Raw genomic sequence first — 14512 nt, forward strand, 5'->3', positions numbered from 1 at the left:
ATTCCGCAGCCCGCAGTGGAACCACGATGATGGGCACTCCCCCGGGTTCAGTTGGGGCGCACGATTGTGCCGGTCCATTCGCGCTCAGGCTGTGCGGCGGTTCGCAGAATCAGCCGCGATTTCCACGTCGTGACGGGACCAGCGCGAAGTTGTCGACCGCCAGCTTCTCGGCATGGTTGAGCCACGCGCGGATCTCCAGATCATCCACTTCGTGGTCCAGCCCGAACGGTACGCTGATGCGACCTTCCGCATCGGGCTGCACCCACTGCTGGGCAACCACGACCTTGCGCTTGGACGACACGGCCTCGATCCAGAAACCACGGTCGGGCGACTGCTTGGCCACGAACTGCAGCATGTACTGGCCCGCACGCGTGCGCCGGCCTTTCTGCGTGATCATGTGCGCCTGGCGGATGCTCGGCCGCGGGCCGTTGAACGGATCCAGTGGCGCATCGACCGCGAAGCCGTCGCGCAGCTGGTCGTCGCGGTAGAGCTTGATGCCCTTGTCGCGATTGACCAGCATGGCGCACCAGTCACCATCGGCCGAGCCGTCTTCGAAGGCAGTACAGCGGTCCACGTAGGCCAGCGTATTGTCCGGATCGGCCAGGTCGAACTGCTTGGAGGTGTTCTCCAGATAGACCGATTTCAGGTCCCACTGCTTGTCGTACTCCAGCAGTACGGGCGGCTGCACGTGCTGCAGGCCGATCACCACCTGGTTGTCGTCATCGATGCGCAGCTGACGGGTCTTCTCGCCGAGCCACAGCGAACGCGAGAAGGCCAGGTATCGTGGGAAATCCCTGCCGTCGTCGCGGAACGCGGCCGCGCTGGCGCTGGCCGGGCGCCCGGGCTGCAGCAGCGAGCGGCCAAAGCCGATCTCGCCGATCTCCGGCTCGATCAGGCTGAGAAGCGTCGCGCCAGAATCCAGTGTGGAGCCGTGCTGCGCGTCCAGCTGACGCGGGGCGATGTCCTTGCCCAGGAACAGCAGGAGGTTCTCCCGCTCCTGGTTGGCCAGGATATGGCTCAGGTCATTGGGCATGGCCAGGTGGTCGGACGCGATGACGATCAAGGTGTCTTCGCCATACGGGCTGGCCTGGATGCGGTCGACCAGCCTGGAAATCAGGCCATCGGTGCACTTGAGCGCGTTCAGCAGACCGATATCGCCGTAGTCGCTCTTGTAGCGGGTGCGCCTGCACGCCACCGGCAGATGCCCGGCGGGGTGGTGGGTGTCCATGGTCAGCGTGGTCAGCATGAACGGCTGGCCGGCCTTGGACAGTTGCATGAAGCGGTCGTACGCCTTGTCCAGCAGCACGTCATCATGCACACCCCAGGTGGAGAAGTGCGATCGGGCGATCTTCTGCTGCTTGAACCACGCCAGGTCATCCACCGCATCGAAACCGTGGGTGGCCAGGAACTGACCCTTGCCCGCGAACAGGCCATTGGCGCCGCCCAGGTAATGGTTGGTGTAGCCCTGCTGCTTGAGGTAATCGCCCAGACACACTGCCTGCGGCAGGAAGCTGCCCATGCGGTCCATGCTGTTCTCATCGCCCTGCGCGGTGGTCAGCGGCACACCGCACATCGACGACACCAGGCCGGCGATGGTCCAGCCACCGCCTTCGGCCGAGATGAGCCCGCGCACATCCAGCGCCTGCCCGGCCAAGCGGTTGAGGTTGGGCATCAGACCGGGGAACGTGGCCTCATCCAGATACGTGCGCTCGAGGCTTTCGCCGTAGATCCACACGATGTTGCGCGGCGTGCGCAGCGGCTGTTTCGGCACGCGGTATTCCGGGGCGACCATGCTGTAGTCGACTGGACGCATCTGTTGGTAGAGGCGTTGGCCGTCGCGGTACAGCGGGCTGACGCCGATTGCCAGCACCCACACGGCGAGGAAGCCGGCGAACACGCCACGACCATGCGCGTTGCGGTGCCAGCGCGTGATACGGGGGGCCAGCAGCGGCAGCAGCGAGAGCAGGGCCAGCGCGATGAAGCCGGCGATGTACCCCTTGAAGTCCGAGACGCCGGCGCCTTCCATGTCCGCACCGAGGTGGTACAGCGTTGCCGCATTCAGGCCATCGCCGGAGAGCTTGTTGATCAACCACCATGCGCTGAGCGTCAGCAACAGCACCGTCATCAGGCTCGCCTTCCACCACGCCCAGCGACCCGACGCAAGCAACAACCCGGTGAGCAGCAACAGTGACAGCAGCAGGATCCAGAGCATGGGCATCATCGGCAGCGGAGACAGGTGCGATCGGCTGTCCAACCACACCTGCATGACAGACCGATGACTGGATCATGCCTGCACGAACCTGACTGAAATGTTTGCTGGAAATGGATTGGGCGCGCCTACACCGCGCTGCATTCAAAAGGGTAAAACATGCGTGAAGAAGGCGCGCGGACGCGCACCTTCTGCAGATGCCCGCCGGGGCGGGCAGGCCTGCTATCGATGCCCACGCTCTTCCCTGGAACGCGCGCGCCGGTCAAACAACAACGCGCTGAGGATGATGCCCAATCCAAGCAGTACGCCGATCGACATCAACATGAATGCGATGGCGGGATAGCCGAACAGGTGCCAGCCGGTGTCAACCTTCATCATCAACGCCGCCGCAAGAATCAGTGCCGCGGTGACGATGCCGGCCGACACCCGGTTGGCGATCTTCTGCAGGTTCTCCATCAGCCTGGATTCTTCCAGCCCGGTCACCTTCATCTGCAGGCGGTTCTCGGCCAGCAATGCCAGGATGTCCGACATCTTGCGCGGCCCCTCACGCAGAAGCTGCTGAACTTCCATTGCTTCGCTGGCCAGGTTGGCCGCCGACAGCGACTTTTTCAGGCGTGCCCGCATCACATGCTGGAGCTGGCGTTCGACGATGCGACGCGTGTCCAGGTCCGGCGACAGCAGGCGGCACACTGCTTCAAGATTCAGCAGCGCCTTGCCGAGCAGGCTCAGTTCCGGTGGCGTGCGCAGGCCGCTGGCGGTGGCGATGCGGACCAGGTCCAGCACCACGCGACCTTCCGAGAAGGTGCCGCTTGCGGCATAGCGCGCAATGACCTGCCCGGTCTCGCGCAGATAGCGTTCCTCGTCGAACGCTTCCAGCCGCGTACTGATACCGATGATCTCGTCCGCCACTTCTTCACCACGCCCATCCACTGCGGCGAACAACAGCTTGAGCAGCCGTTCGCGTAACCGTGGCGGCATGTGCGCGACCATGCCGAGGTCGAAGATGGCCAGGCGGCCCTCCGGGGTGACGCGCAGGTTGCCCGGATGTGGATCGGCATGGATCTCGCCGTGCACGAAAATCTGGTCGATATAGCCGCGGATCAGCGCGGCGGCCAGTGGTGCCATCGGCTCCTCGGTGCGGCGTACGTCCGGGATCATGTCCACCCGCACGCCCTGCGCCAGTTCCATGGTCAGCACGCGATGGCTGCAGTAGTCCCAGATCGGCTGCGGCACCCAAAGCGGCTTGAACGGCCGCAGATGTTGGCCGAAGCGCTGCAGGTTTTCGGCTTCAGCGTGGTAATCCAGCTCCTGCATCAGGGTCTTGGCGAACTCGTTGAGCCAGTCGCGCAGGCGTACCCGCCGACCCACTTGGGTGAGGTGGTCGGCAGCCAGTGCGAAGCTTCGCAGCACCTCCAGGTCCGACCGCAGCTGCGCCGCTACTTCCGGCTTCTGCACCTTTACGGCGACCTCGCGGCCATCGTGAAGCTGCGCGCGGTGCACCTGCGCGATGGAGGCGCAGCCCAGCGGCACCGGGTCAAAGCTGGAAAACAGCTTGGACACCGGCGCACCCAGTTCCTGCTCGATGATGGTGTAGATGCGCTCGACCGGGATCGGGGCAACCTTTTCCTGCATGCGCTCCAGCGCCGTGGCGAACTCCACCGGAACCATGTCCGGGCGGGTGGACAGCATCTGGCCCAGCTTGACGAAGGTGGGACCCAGCGACTCCAGATCGGTGACGAACTGTTCCGGGTTGCCCTCCGGCGGCAGGTCATGGACGGCGCGGGAATCCAGGTTCATTCCCGAGAACACCCCCGAATGCCGGTAGCGCAGCAGCAGGCGCAGGATCTGGCTGCGGCGGTTCATGCCTTTGACCAGCGACGGCGAGCCGGGAACAACGGGCGTGGTATTCAAGCAGGGCTCCGTGACGGGACGAACCGGCAGTGTCGCCGCAGGGCAGTGGTGGGGCGGTGAATCCTGGCGATCTTCCCCGAAGGTGGCCGGATCGGTCAGAATCGGCGCCACCCCCCGATTTCTGGATTGCCATGGCCGGTGCCAGCCTGTTTGCGTTGCTCGACGATATTGCCGCCCTGCTGGATGACGTTTCGATACTGACCAAGGTGGCGGCCAAGAAGACCGCCGGCGTTCTGGGCGACGATCTGGCGCTGAACGCGCAGCAGGTGACCGGGGTCAGCGCCAACCGTGAACTGCCGGTGGTGTGGGCGGTGGCCAAGGGCTCGCTGGTGAACAAGGCGATCCTGGTCCCGGCGGCGTTGGCGATCAGTGCGCTGGAGGCCTGGCTCAAGGGCAAGGGCTATCCCATCCCGATCGTGGTGCCGCTGATGATGATCGGTGGCGCGTTCCTCTGCTACGAGGGCGTGGAGAAGCTGGCCCACCGCTTCCTGCATTCGAAGGAGGAGGACGAGCAGCAGAAGGCCGCGCGGCTCAAGGCGCTGGCCGACGAAAAGGTCGACATGGTCGCGTGGGAGAAGGACAAGGTGAAGGGGGCGATCCGCACCGACTTCATTCTGTCGGCCGAAATCATCGTGTTGTCGCTGGGCGTGGTATCGGCCGCGCCGTTCCTCAACCAGGTCACCGCGCTGGTGGTGATCGCGTTGGGCATGACGGTGTTCGTGTATGGGCTGGTGGCCGGCATCGTGAAGCTCGACGATGCAGGCCTGTATCTGTCGCGCAAGGGCGGCGGGTTGGCCGCCTTCGGCCGCGGCCTGCTGGTGTCGGCACCGTGGCTGATGAAGTTCCTGTCGGTGGCCGGGACCCTGGCCATGTTCCTGGTCGGCGGTGGCATCCTCGTGCACAACGTGCCGGCCATGCATCACTTCGTGGTGGGCATCGCCGCCAAGGTCGCGCCGTGGGGCTGGCTGGTGGAAGCGGGCGCGAACCTGGTCGTCGGCGTGATCGCCGGTGCGGTGGTACTGGCCGCCGTGACCGCTGTCCAGAAGGCGCGCGGCAAGACTGCGGCGCATTGAGGGCGCGGCTGTGCGTGGTGATTGAATCAGCCTGCCTGTACGCGGTTCTTGCCCACCCGCTTTGCCGCGTACAAGGCTGCATCGGCGCGCTTGAGTAGTGCTTCGCCGCCTTCGCCCGGCTGCCATTGGGCCAGGCCCGCGCTGAAGTGCACCAGCACCCGGTGCCCGTCCAGCTCCAGCGGCCGCTGCGCCAGCGAGCGTTGCAGGCGCAGCACGGTGGACATGCTGTCCGCGCCCGGCGTTTCCGGCATCAACAGCACGAACTCGTCACCGCCGATACGCGCGATGGTGTCGGTGCTGCGCAGCAGCAGTTGGCAGACCGTGACCAGGTGGCGCAGGATCGCGTCGCCACCGGGGTGACCATAGCTGCTGTTGGTCTGGTGGAAATCGTCCAGGTCCAGCAGCGCCAGTGCCAGCGGATGCGAGTGCCGCTGCGCACGGGCCAGCTCACGTTCCAGCAGCTCGTCGAATCCGCGGCGGTTGAGTGCGCCGGTCAGCGGATCAGTGCGCACCAGCCCGGATACATCGCGCAGCTCCTGCTCCAGCTCGGCAATACGTGCCTCGGCCTGCTCGACCTCGCGCCGCGCGTTGCCCAGATGGTCGCGCGCCTGCAACGCCTGCTCCTGCACACGCCCGGTGTCCTGCAGCACCTCCTGCAGGAGCTGGTTGAGATCGGCGATGCTGCGAGCCTCCTTCAAGGCGAGCGCGTAGCTGCTGATCCGGTCGTGGTACTCCCCCGTGCTTACCGCCATGCCATCCAGGCGTTCGATGAAGCCGCCCATCAGGCTCTTCATGGCCGCCTTGGATTCGACGATGCCCTGCTTGAGCAGACCCTGCTTGTAGATCACTTCGCGCAGGTTGGCGCGTGCCTGGTCAACCGAATCGCGGTCCAGCGGTCCGCTGATCAGGGCACGCACCGCATGCACCTGCCCGTGCAGCCAGCTGCTGTCGTCGAGCAGCTCGCCGATGTTGTCCAGCAACAGGTCGAACAGGCTGAGCAGCAGTTCCTGCTGCTCCTGCCAGCCGTCGCTGCGTACCCCGATCTGGTGGGTCAGCTCGCGCAGCCGCAGCTCCAGCGGCTGCAGCGGCTGGCCGGGGTGCCACTGGCGCAGCTCGGCGGCCAGCTGCACCGGCTCATCCTTCAGCTCGGGCATGTTCTGCAGCAGGCTGGCCACGGTGACGCCCAGGGTCAGGCGCAGCAGCTCGCGCAGGCGCAGGCTGTCGGGCTGGCCGTCGGGGCTGTCCTGTTCGATGGTGCGGATGTACTTGTCGATCAGCTGGCGCATGGCGCGGCCATAGCTGACCCAGTCGGCACTGCGCTGCGCCGACTGCAGGCGCAGGCCCATGTCGCCCAGCTCACCGGGCAGGGTGGACATGCCGTGGGCAAACGCGGCCAGCAACGGCTCGGGCTGGTCGGCCCCGGCAAACAGGCGCTGCAGCATGGCGCTGCTGCCGCCCTTGACCGCCGCGGCGTCCACGCGCGCGCCGACCACGGTGGCCGATGCCTGGCGGCGCGACAGCAGCCGGCCCACGGCGGTGCCGGGGCTGGGGTGGGCGTCCTGCGGGTCCTTCATGCGGCGGGTCCTGGCAATGTTGGAACGATATCGGCGCCGTTGTCGCCGGCTTGAACGACAGGCTGTGCCACGATGGTAGGCAATCCGGTGGCGGGAGTATGCGATGAAGGTGATGCTGGTTGGGGCAACCGGGCTGGTGGGCGGGCACGTGCTGCGGCAGCTGCTGGACGATGACCGCTGCGATGCGGTGGTGGCGCCCACGCGGCGCCCGTTGGGGCTGACCGCCCCGGCCCTGTTCAACCCGGTGGTGGACTTCGAGCAGCTGCCGCTGGACGCGGACTGGTGGGCGGCGGATGCGGTGATCTGCGCGTTGGGCAGCACCATCAGGCAGGCCGGCAGCCGCGAGATGTTTGCCCGTATCGACCATGACTATCCCCTGCAGGTGGCAACCCAGGCCAGGGCCCACGGTGCGCATGCATTCGTGCTGAACTCGGCGATGGGGGCCGACGCCGGGTCGCGGATCTTCTACAACCAGGTGAAGGGAAGGCTGGAGCAGGACCTGCGTGGCCTGGGCTATCCGTCGCTGACCCTGGTGCGACCTGGCCTGATTGGTGGCGAGCGCAGCGAACGCCGCACCGGCGAGCACCTGGCCAGCCTGGTGCTGGGCGCGCTGGGGCCGCTGCTTCCCCGCGCGTGGCGGATCAATCCCGCCGAGCGCATCGCCGCCGCGATGGTGGACGCTGCGTTGGAACCCCGCCCTGGCGTGCACATCGTGGGATCCGCCGACCTGGCGTGACCCGGGGCGCCAAACGATGACGGCCACCCTGGGGTGGCCGTCATCGCATCCAACACATCCAGGGGATGGATCAGTTAGCCAGCGCCAGGTCGTCCAGCATCGCGCGCAGGAAGCGCGCAGCTTCGCCGCCGGTGGCGGCGCGGTGGTCGAACGTGACCGAGAGCGGAATCACCTTGTGCGCTTCCACCCCGCCCATCACCGGGGTCATCTGGTGGCGGGCGCGGCCGGCACCGACGATGGCCACGCACGGCGGCACCACGACCGGGGTCGCGTAGCGGCCGGCGAACATGCCGAAGTTGGACAGCGAGATGGTGTAGCCGCTCAGCTCGGACGCGGCAATCGACCGTGCTTCGACCTGCTCGCGCAGGCGGTTCACGCCCTCGCGGATGCCGCGCGCATCGAGCACGTCGGCGTTGCGCAGGGCGGGCACGAACAGGCCATCGTCGGTGTCCACCGCGATGCCCACGTCCACGTGCGCGTGCAGGGTGCGGGTCAGCGCATCGCCATCGAACCAGGCATTGAGCGCCGGCACCTTCTGGCAGCCCACCACGATCGCGCGCACCAGGCGGGCGGTGACGTCGTTGCCCGGCACCCAGGCGTGGATGTCGGCATCGTCGTTGAGGGTGGTCGGCACGACCTTGCTGTGCGCATCGGCCATCACCCGCGCCATGTTGCGGCGCACGCCCTTGAGCGGTTCCGGCTGGCCCTTGGCGACCACGCCCGGCGGCTGGGTACGCATCGGCTTGCCGGCGGCCGACAACGGTGCGCGGGCCTCGGCGGCGCGGGCCACCGGTGCCGCAGCGGCGACCGGGGCAGCGGCCACGGCTGCCGGCGCAGCGCCGACCTTGGCGCTGCCATCGGCGGCGGCCTGCTTGACGTCGGCCATGGTCACCGCGCCATCGGCGCCGGTGGCACGCACGCGGCTCAGGTCCACGCCCAGCTTGCGGGCGGTGGCACGTACCGCCGGCACGGCCTTCACCCCGCCGACCGCCACTGCCTGTTCGGCGTGCACGGCATTGGAGCTCTGCATCGCGCCGACCACGGTGCCGGCGTCATCGCGCTCGGCGCCCGGCTTGGCGATCTCGCCACCGTCATCGGAGGCCACCACCTTGTCCGGCTGGGCCGGGGCGGTCTGGCCGGTGCTCGGCGTGGGCGCCGGTGCGGCATGACCGTGGCTGTGGCCGGTGTCCTGGCCATCGGCGCGCTGCGGCAGGTTCGGGTCCAGTTCGAACTGGGCCAGCACGCTGCCGGTGGGAATGATGTCCCCGGCACCGCCGGCCAGCTTCAGCACCTTGCCGGAGAACGGCGAAGGCACTTCAACCACGGCCTTGGCGGTCTCCATTGAGACCAGCGGCTCGTCGAGGGTGATCACGTCGCCTTCCTTGACGAACCATTCGACGATGGTGGCGTCGGGCAGGCCTTCGCCGAGGTCGGGCAGGTGGAAATTCTTGTTCTCACTCATGTGCAGTTCTCTTCCAGCAGTTCGAGATCGCGGGCCGGCAGCCAGCCCGTCGCGCCGTTCGCGCGTTCGGACCACCACCAGCCGCCGTGTTCATGATGCAGCTTGACCATTTCACCGCTGTCCACGTCCAGTTCGCGGGCGTCATAGTCGCGCAGGGCCTCCGCGCGACCATCGTCCAGCAACTGCAACCACGCCACCGGTGCCCAGCCGGCACGCCCGTCGTCGGTACGTACCCAGGCAAACGCCGGCCATTCCTCGTCACGAACACCCAGTTCGACGATCTGGCCGGTGCGGAACCGGAGCGGGTTGGGATACTGGCTGCGGTACGGGCCCAGAAGTCTGGCCCGCATGTCAGCCCGCCGCCACCGCGCGTTTGGCCGCGCTCACGATCCGGTCCACGCTGGGCAGGTACTTCATTTCCAGGCGGAACAGCGGAATGTGGGTGTCGTAGCCGGTGACACGTTCGACCGGTGCCAGCAGGTCGTACAGCGACTCCTCGGCCAGGCGCGCGGCGATCTCCGCGCCGAATCCCGCGGTCTTCGGGGCCTCCTGCACGATCACGCAGCGGCCGGTCTTGGCCACCGATTCGGCGATGGTGGCGAAGTCGAGCGGGCGCAGCGTGGCCACGTCGATCACTTCGGCACTGATGACTTCGCCGGCCAGCTTGTCGGCCGCTTCCAGCGCTTCCTTCACCTGCGCGCCCCAGGTCACCAGGGTCACATCGGTGCCGTCGCGCAGCACGAAGCAGACGTCCAGCGGCAGCGCTTCGCCATCGTTGACCACCACTTCCTTGTACTGGCGGTAGATGCGCTTGGGCTCCATGTAGATCACCGGATCCGGCTCGCGGATCGCGGCCAGCAACAGGCCATACGCGCGCTGCGGCGAGGACGGCAGCACCACGCGCAGGCCCGGCACGTTGGTGAAGATCGCCTCGTTGGCTTCGCTGTGGTGTTCCGGCGCACGGATGCCGCCGCCCCACGGCACGCGCAGCACCATCGGGCAGTGCAGGCGGCCACGGGTGCGGTAACGCAGGCGCGCGGCGTGGCAGATGATGTGGTCCACCATCGGGTACATGAAGCCATCGAACTGGGCTTCGGCCACCGGCTTCATGCCCTGCGCGGCCAAGCCGATGGTCAGGCCGGCGATGGTGGTTTCATCCAGCGGGGTGTCCAGGATGCGGTCGGCGCCGAAGCGCTGCTGCAGGCCGGCGGTGGCGCGGAACACGCCGCCGTTGACGCCGACGTCCTCGCCCAGCACCAGCACCGACTTGTCGTGTTCCAGCTCCCACGCCAGCGCCTGGGTGATGGCTTCGATGAGGGTGATGGGCGTGGTGGTCATGCTGTCTTCTCCGCGCGCGATGGCGGCGCTGTCGGCGGCGTTGGTCTGCGCGCCGGGCGCGCCGTTCTTGATCTCATCCATGGCGCTGCTCCAGGGCAATGGCCTGTGCACGCTGGGCCAGCAGGTCCTGCGGCGGATCGGCATACAGGAAGTCGAACATCGCCTCGACCGGCTGCACCGGAGTGTTGAGGTACAGGTTCACCTCTTCATCCACGCGCTTGCCGCATTCCACGGTCCAGGCCTGTTCCTCTTCCTCGCTCCACACGCCGGCAGCGATCAGGTACTTGCGCAGGCGCAGCATCGGCTCGCGCTGCCAGGCATCCTTGACCTCGGCATCGTCGCGGTAGCGGCGCGCGTCATCGGCGGTGGTGTGGTCGGACAGGCGGTAGGTCATCAGTTCCAGCACGGTGCCACCGTCGCCGGCCAGCGCGCGTTCGCGTGCCTGCAGCATGGCGGCCATCACCGCGATCAGGTCGTTGCCGTCCACCTGCAGGCAGTGCAGGCCACCGGCCAGGCCTTTCTGCGCCAGCGTTTCGGCGCCGGTCTGGGCCGAACGCGGAACCGAGATCGCCCAGCCGTTGTTGACGATGCACAGGATCAGCGGGAGCTTGTACGCACCGGCCGAGTTCAGCGCAGCGTAGAAGTCGGTCTTGGAGCTGCCACCGTCACCGCAGACTGCCACGGCGATCTGTTTTTCCTGGTTGAGCTTGAACTTCAGCGCCGCGCCGGCGGCGTGCAGGCACTGGGTGGAAATCGGCACGCAGAACGGGAAGTCCTTGGCGGCGTTGCCGCCGTAGTCGTTGCCCCGCTCGTCACCGCCCCAGTACATCAGGACGTCGCGCGGGCGCACGCCACGCATGAACATCGCGCCATACTCGCGGTAGGACGGTGCGAACACGTCGTCCTTCTGCATGGAAGCGCCGATGCCGACATGCGCGGCTTCGTGGCCCAGGCAGGCGGCGTAGGTGCCCAGCTTGCCGGTGCGCTGCAACGCGATCGACTTGCCGTCGAACACACGCACGAACAGCATCTGCTTGAACATCGGCAGCAGCGCGCGTGGGTCGCGCAGCGCCTCGGGCAGGTCATCGCGGACGAGCGTGCCGTCCGTGTCCAGGTACTGCAGGTATTCGATCTTGAACTCAGCGGCAACCGTCATTGCGTACTGCACCTTCGACAGGAAGTTACAAATGATATGAATTGCCATGTTAAGGAAGGCGGACGAAAAAGCCGTCCTGCGGCGCAGCAACTGTCCCGGGGACATGGGCCCGGTATACCCCATGGGGGGCACCAAACGCCAATGACTTCAACGTATTCAGGTGCATCAACCGGGCATGAGTGGCCGTGGGTCGGTGGCTGTTTCGCACGCGAGCCATCCTGCCTGCAGCGCAGATTCCGGTGCCGGGCCGCCCACCACACGCCTGCGCATGGAATCGCCCACCCGCCGGCGCGGGCGGTGCGCTACCCTTTTGGCCCCCTCCAGCGGCCCCCGCCATGTCTGTCGACAAGAACCAACGCGACCTTGAAGCCGGTATCCACACCGACCTGGAGGGGCGCCTGACCTATGGCGGCTACCTGCGACTGGACCAGCTGCTTTCGGCGCAGCAGCCGCTGTCCACCCCCCCGCACCACGATGAAATGCTCTTCATCATCCAGCACCAGACCTCGGAGCTGTGGCTGAAGCTGCTGGCCCACGAGCTCCGTGCCGCGATCGGCTTCCTGCAGCGCGACCAAGTCTGGCAGTGCCAGAAGGTGCTGGCGCGCAGCAAGCTGGTGCTGCGCCAGCTCACCGAGCAATGGTCGGTGCTGGAAACCCTGACGCCTTCCGAGTACATGGGCTTCCGCGACGTGCTCGGCCCGTCGTCGGGCTTCCAGTCGCTGCAGTACCGCTACATCGAGTTCCTGCTGGGCAACAAGAACGCGCAGATGCTGCAGGTGTTCTCGCACGACCCGGCCGGACAGGCGCAGCTGCAGCAGGTACTGGACGCGCCCAGCCTGTACGAGGAGTTCCTGCGCTACCTGGCCCGCTTCGGGCATGCCATCCCGGCTGGCTACCTGGACCGCGACTGGCAACAGCCGCACGTGGCCGACGACGCCCTGCACCCGGTGTTCGAGCGGATCTACCAGAACACCGACCGCTACTGGCGCGAATACGCGCTGTGCGAGGACCTGGTAGACCTGGAAACCGCGTTCCAGCTCTGGCGCTTCCGCCACATGCGCACCGTGATGCGGGTGATCGGCTTCAAGCGCGGCACCGGCGGTTCCAGCGGGGTGGGGTTCCTGCGCCAGGCCCTGGAGCTGACCTTCTTCCCGGAGCTGTTCCAGGTGCGCACCACGATCCGCAACGACGACCCGATGCCGCCCGACGCCTGAGCCGACGAGCCGGGTCCCCAAGCCTATTCATGTATCCCCGGGGGATCCGCCGTACGGTGCTGGAAGCCCCGCCATTGCTGCGCTGGCGGCGGCGGGGCGGTAGTTGCAGATGCAAGTTCAGCGACCACGCGGCGAGCTGCACAGATCGGTGTGTATTTGACGTGAACGCCGTTGTTCTGGGATTCTCCCGCGCTGTTTCGCACATCGGACGTGCATGTCTTCCACCGAACCCAGGAATCCCGCATGAGCGTAGACGCCGCCGCGAAATCCGTTCCCGAACCGGCGTTGCCGGAGTTCAAGACCACGCTGGGCCACCCGCGCCCGCTGTGGATGCTGTTCATGACCGAGTTCTGGGAACGCTTCGCGTTCTACGGGATCCGCTGGGCGCTGGTGCTGTACATCGTGGCCCAGTTCCACAACGGCGACTCCGCCGGCGAGGGTGAGGCCGGCGTTACCTACGGTGCCTACCTGGCACTGGTGTACGCCGCCGCGATCTTTGGCGGCTATGTCGCCGATCGGGTCCTGGGATACCAGCGTTCGATCCTGACCGGCGCGCTGATCATGGCGGCGGGTCTGTTCATGATTTCGGTGCCCAACAAGGAAGTGTTCGAGCTCGGCCTGGCCACGATCATCATCGGCAACGGCCTGTTCAAACCGAACATCTCCACCATGGTGGGCAAGCTGTACGGCCTGAAGGATGAGCGCCGCGATTCGGGCTTCACCATCTTCTACATGGGCATCAACATCGGTGCGATGATCGCGCCGGTATTGACCGACTACCTCGCCCGCAAGGTGTTCGGTACCGAAGCGATGCCGTCCTACAAGGTGGTGTTCATCGCCTCCGGTATCGGCATGCTGCTGAGCCTGGTGTGGTTCTATATCGGCCGCGCCGGCCTGAAGGGTATCGGCGCGCCGCCGGCCGGCGCCGAAGGCTTCGGTCGCATCGCCGTGGTGTTCATCGGCGCGATGCTCGCCATCCCGGTGGCCTACTTCCTGCTTTCGACCGGTTCGACCGTGCTGGCCTGGATCCTGGGCGCCTTGTTCGTCGGGTTGGGCGTGCTGCTTCTCGTGGAAGGCATCCGCGAGGGCAAGGTCCAGCGTGATCGCGTGATCGCGATGCTGATCATCTTCATCTTCAACGTGATGTTCTGGATGTTCTTCGAGCAGGCCGGCAGCTCCTTCACCTTCCTGGCCGACAAGATCGTCAACCGCGACCTCGGTGGCTGGACCTTCCCGACCGCGTGGTTCCAGTCGGTGAACTCGGTGGCCATCATCACCCTGGCACCGCTCGTGGCCTGGATCTGGGTGAAGATGGGCAGCGCCAATCCGTCCATTCCGCGCAAGTTCGGCCTCGGCCTGCTGTTCAACGGCGCGGCCTTCGCGCTGCTGATGCTGGCGCTGTCGACCATGGTCGTGGATGGCAAGATCCCGTTCTGGACGCTGTTCATGGTCTACGTGATCCAGTCGGTCGGTGAGCTGTGCCTGTCGCCGATCGGCCTGTCGATGGTGACCAAGCTGGCTCCGGTGCGTCTGGTCGGCTTCGGCATGGGCGGCTGGTTCCTGTCCACCGGCATCGGCAACAACCTGTCGGGCATCTACTCCAAGTTCATCAGTGGCGAAACCGGCATGTCGGTGGAGTCCGCCCTGCACGGTTACACGCTCGGCTTCTGGGCATTGATTGGCTCGGGCGTGCTGCTGTTCCTGATCGCCCCGTTGATCAACAAGCTGATGCACGGCGTCAAGTGAGGTCTGCAATGCTCGCAGCCGGCCAGCCGGTGGCCTCGGGCAACTGAAGGAATGGCGCCGTCCCAGGCGCCCTGACCGGAGGAAAAATGCCGC

At 66.5% G+C, this 14512-nt stretch carries 10 protein-coding genes and 1 pseudogene; 4 read left to right on the forward strand and 7 right to left on the reverse strand.

Annotated features, from left to right (window positions below; translation table 11 throughout):
* Nucleotides 1–109: 109 nt before the first annotated feature.
* Nucleotides 110–2212 (reverse strand): phosphoglycerol transferase I, encoded by a 2103-nt coding sequence (locus ACGFZ3_RS14705; RefSeq protein WP_392922605.1) that lies wholly within the window; start codon nucleotides 2210–2212, stop codon nucleotides 110–112.
* A gap of 219 nt (nucleotides 2213–2431) precedes the next feature.
* Nucleotides 2432–4075 (reverse strand): annotated as a pseudogene (locus ACGFZ3_RS14710) (ABC1 kinase family protein); the annotation flags it as partial.
* 176 nt (nucleotides 4076–4251) lie between these two features.
* Between ACGFZ3_RS14710 and ACGFZ3_RS14715 the strand changes: the two are divergent.
* Nucleotides 4252–5193 (forward strand): DUF808 domain-containing protein, encoded by a 942-nt coding sequence (locus ACGFZ3_RS14715; RefSeq protein ID WP_392922608.1) that lies wholly within the window; start codon nucleotides 4252–4254, stop codon nucleotides 5191–5193.
* Between the two features lie 26 nt (nucleotides 5194–5219).
* Here the strand turns inward: ACGFZ3_RS14715 and ACGFZ3_RS14720 are convergent, their stop codons facing one another.
* Nucleotides 5220–6767: a GGDEF domain-containing protein gene (locus ACGFZ3_RS14720; RefSeq protein WP_392922610.1), complete on the reverse strand. Its 1548-nt coding sequence runs from the start codon at nucleotides 6765–6767 to the stop codon at nucleotides 5220–5222.
* A 103-nt stretch (nucleotides 6768–6870) separates the two neighbouring features.
* Here ACGFZ3_RS14720 and ACGFZ3_RS14725 point away from each other — a divergent pair, with 103 nt between their 5' ends.
* Complete coding sequence (locus ACGFZ3_RS14725) at nucleotides 6871–7503, forward strand: NAD-dependent dehydratase (RefSeq protein WP_392922613.1); 633 nt, start codon at nucleotides 6871–6873, stop codon at nucleotides 7501–7503.
* A 70-nt stretch (nucleotides 7504–7573) separates the two neighbouring features.
* Here ACGFZ3_RS14725 and ACGFZ3_RS14730 read toward each other — a convergent pair whose 3' ends face one another.
* Genes ACGFZ3_RS14730 through pdhA form a run of 4 tightly spaced genes read right to left on the reverse strand, consistent with a single transcriptional unit; the run spans nucleotide 7574 to nucleotide 11459 of the window.
* Nucleotides 7574–8965 carry a dihydrolipoamide acetyltransferase family protein gene (locus tag ACGFZ3_RS14730; protein WP_392922615.1) on the reverse strand — a complete coding sequence of 464 codons (1392 nt, stop codon included), beginning with the start codon at nucleotides 8963–8965 and terminating at the stop codon, nucleotides 7574–7576.
* Nucleotides 8962–9315 (reverse strand): SH3 domain-containing protein, encoded by a 354-nt coding sequence (locus tag ACGFZ3_RS14735; protein ID WP_068854313.1) that lies wholly within the window; start codon nucleotides 9313–9315, stop codon nucleotides 8962–8964. Before ACGFZ3_RS14735 ends, ACGFZ3_RS14730 begins: the two co-directional genes overlap by 4 nt.
* Nucleotide 9316: 1 nt before the next feature.
* Nucleotides 9317–10384, reverse strand: a complete 1068-nt coding sequence (locus tag ACGFZ3_RS14740; protein ID WP_392922619.1) for an alpha-ketoacid dehydrogenase subunit beta — start codon at nucleotides 10382–10384, stop codon at nucleotides 9317–9319.
* Nucleotides 10377–11459, reverse strand: a complete 1083-nt coding sequence (pdhA, locus tag ACGFZ3_RS14745; RefSeq protein ID WP_392922622.1) for a pyruvate dehydrogenase (acetyl-transferring) E1 component subunit alpha — start codon at nucleotides 11457–11459, stop codon at nucleotides 10377–10379. Before pdhA ends, ACGFZ3_RS14740 begins: the two co-directional genes overlap by 8 nt.
* 335 nt (nucleotides 11460–11794) lie before the next feature.
* Here pdhA and ACGFZ3_RS14750 point away from each other — a divergent pair, with 335 nt between their 5' ends.
* Together ACGFZ3_RS14750 and ACGFZ3_RS14755 are read left to right on the forward strand one after the other, a co-directional pair.
* A complete protein-coding gene (locus tag ACGFZ3_RS14750; RefSeq protein ID WP_392922625.1) occupies nucleotides 11795–12673 on the forward strand; it encodes a tryptophan 2,3-dioxygenase in 879 nt (292 codons plus the stop codon).
* 243 nt (nucleotides 12674–12916) lie between these two features.
* The gene (locus tag ACGFZ3_RS14755) at nucleotides 12917–14419 is read left to right on the forward strand and encodes a peptide MFS transporter (protein ID WP_392922628.1); all 1503 of its coding nucleotides are present in this window, start codon (nucleotides 12917–12919) and stop codon (nucleotides 14417–14419) included.
* The last annotated feature ends 93 nt before the right edge of the window (nucleotides 14420–14512 follow it).

It is taken from the genome of Stenotrophomonas sp. NPDC047960 (genome assembly GCF_043204395.1).
In the GTDB taxonomy this organism is placed as follows: Bacteria; Pseudomonadota; Gammaproteobacteria; order Xanthomonadales; family Xanthomonadaceae; genus Stenotrophomonas.

What these genes read in the sequence shown, in the direction of transcription:
- ACGFZ3_RS14720 (WP_392922610.1), bottom strand. Translation starts at nt 6,767, where the DNA reads ATGAAGGACCCGCAGGACGCCCACCCCAGCCCCGGCACCGCCGTGGGC.
- ACGFZ3_RS14750 (WP_392922625.1), top strand. Translation starts at nt 11,795, where the DNA reads ATGTCTGTCGACAAGAACCAACGCGACCTTGAAGCCGGTATCCACACC.
- ACGFZ3_RS14735 (WP_068854313.1), bottom strand. Translation starts at nt 9,315, where the DNA reads ATGCGGGCCAGACTTCTGGGCCCGTACCGCAGCCAGTATCCCAACCCG.
- ACGFZ3_RS14755 (WP_392922628.1), top strand. Translation starts at nt 12,917, where the DNA reads ATGAGCGTAGACGCCGCCGCGAAATCCGTTCCCGAACCGGCGTTGCCG.
- ACGFZ3_RS14740 (WP_392922619.1), bottom strand. Translation starts at nt 10,384, where the DNA reads ATGGATGAGATCAAGAACGGCGCGCCCGGCGCGCAGACCAACGCCGCC.
- ACGFZ3_RS14730 (WP_392922615.1), bottom strand. Translation starts at nt 8,965, where the DNA reads ATGAGTGAGAACAAGAATTTCCACCTGCCCGACCTCGGCGAAGGCCTG.
- ACGFZ3_RS14715 (WP_392922608.1), top strand. Translation starts at nt 4,252, where the DNA reads ATGGCCGGTGCCAGCCTGTTTGCGTTGCTCGACGATATTGCCGCCCTG.
- pdhA (WP_392922622.1), bottom strand. Translation starts at nt 11,459, where the DNA reads ATGACGGTTGCCGCTGAGTTCAAGATCGAATACCTGCAGTACCTGGAC.
- ACGFZ3_RS14705 (WP_392922605.1), bottom strand. Translation starts at nt 2,212, where the DNA reads ATGCTCTGGATCCTGCTGCTGTCACTGTTGCTGCTCACCGGGTTGTTG.
- ACGFZ3_RS14725 (WP_392922613.1), top strand. Translation starts at nt 6,871, where the DNA reads ATGAAGGTGATGCTGGTTGGGGCAACCGGGCTGGTGGGCGGGCACGTG.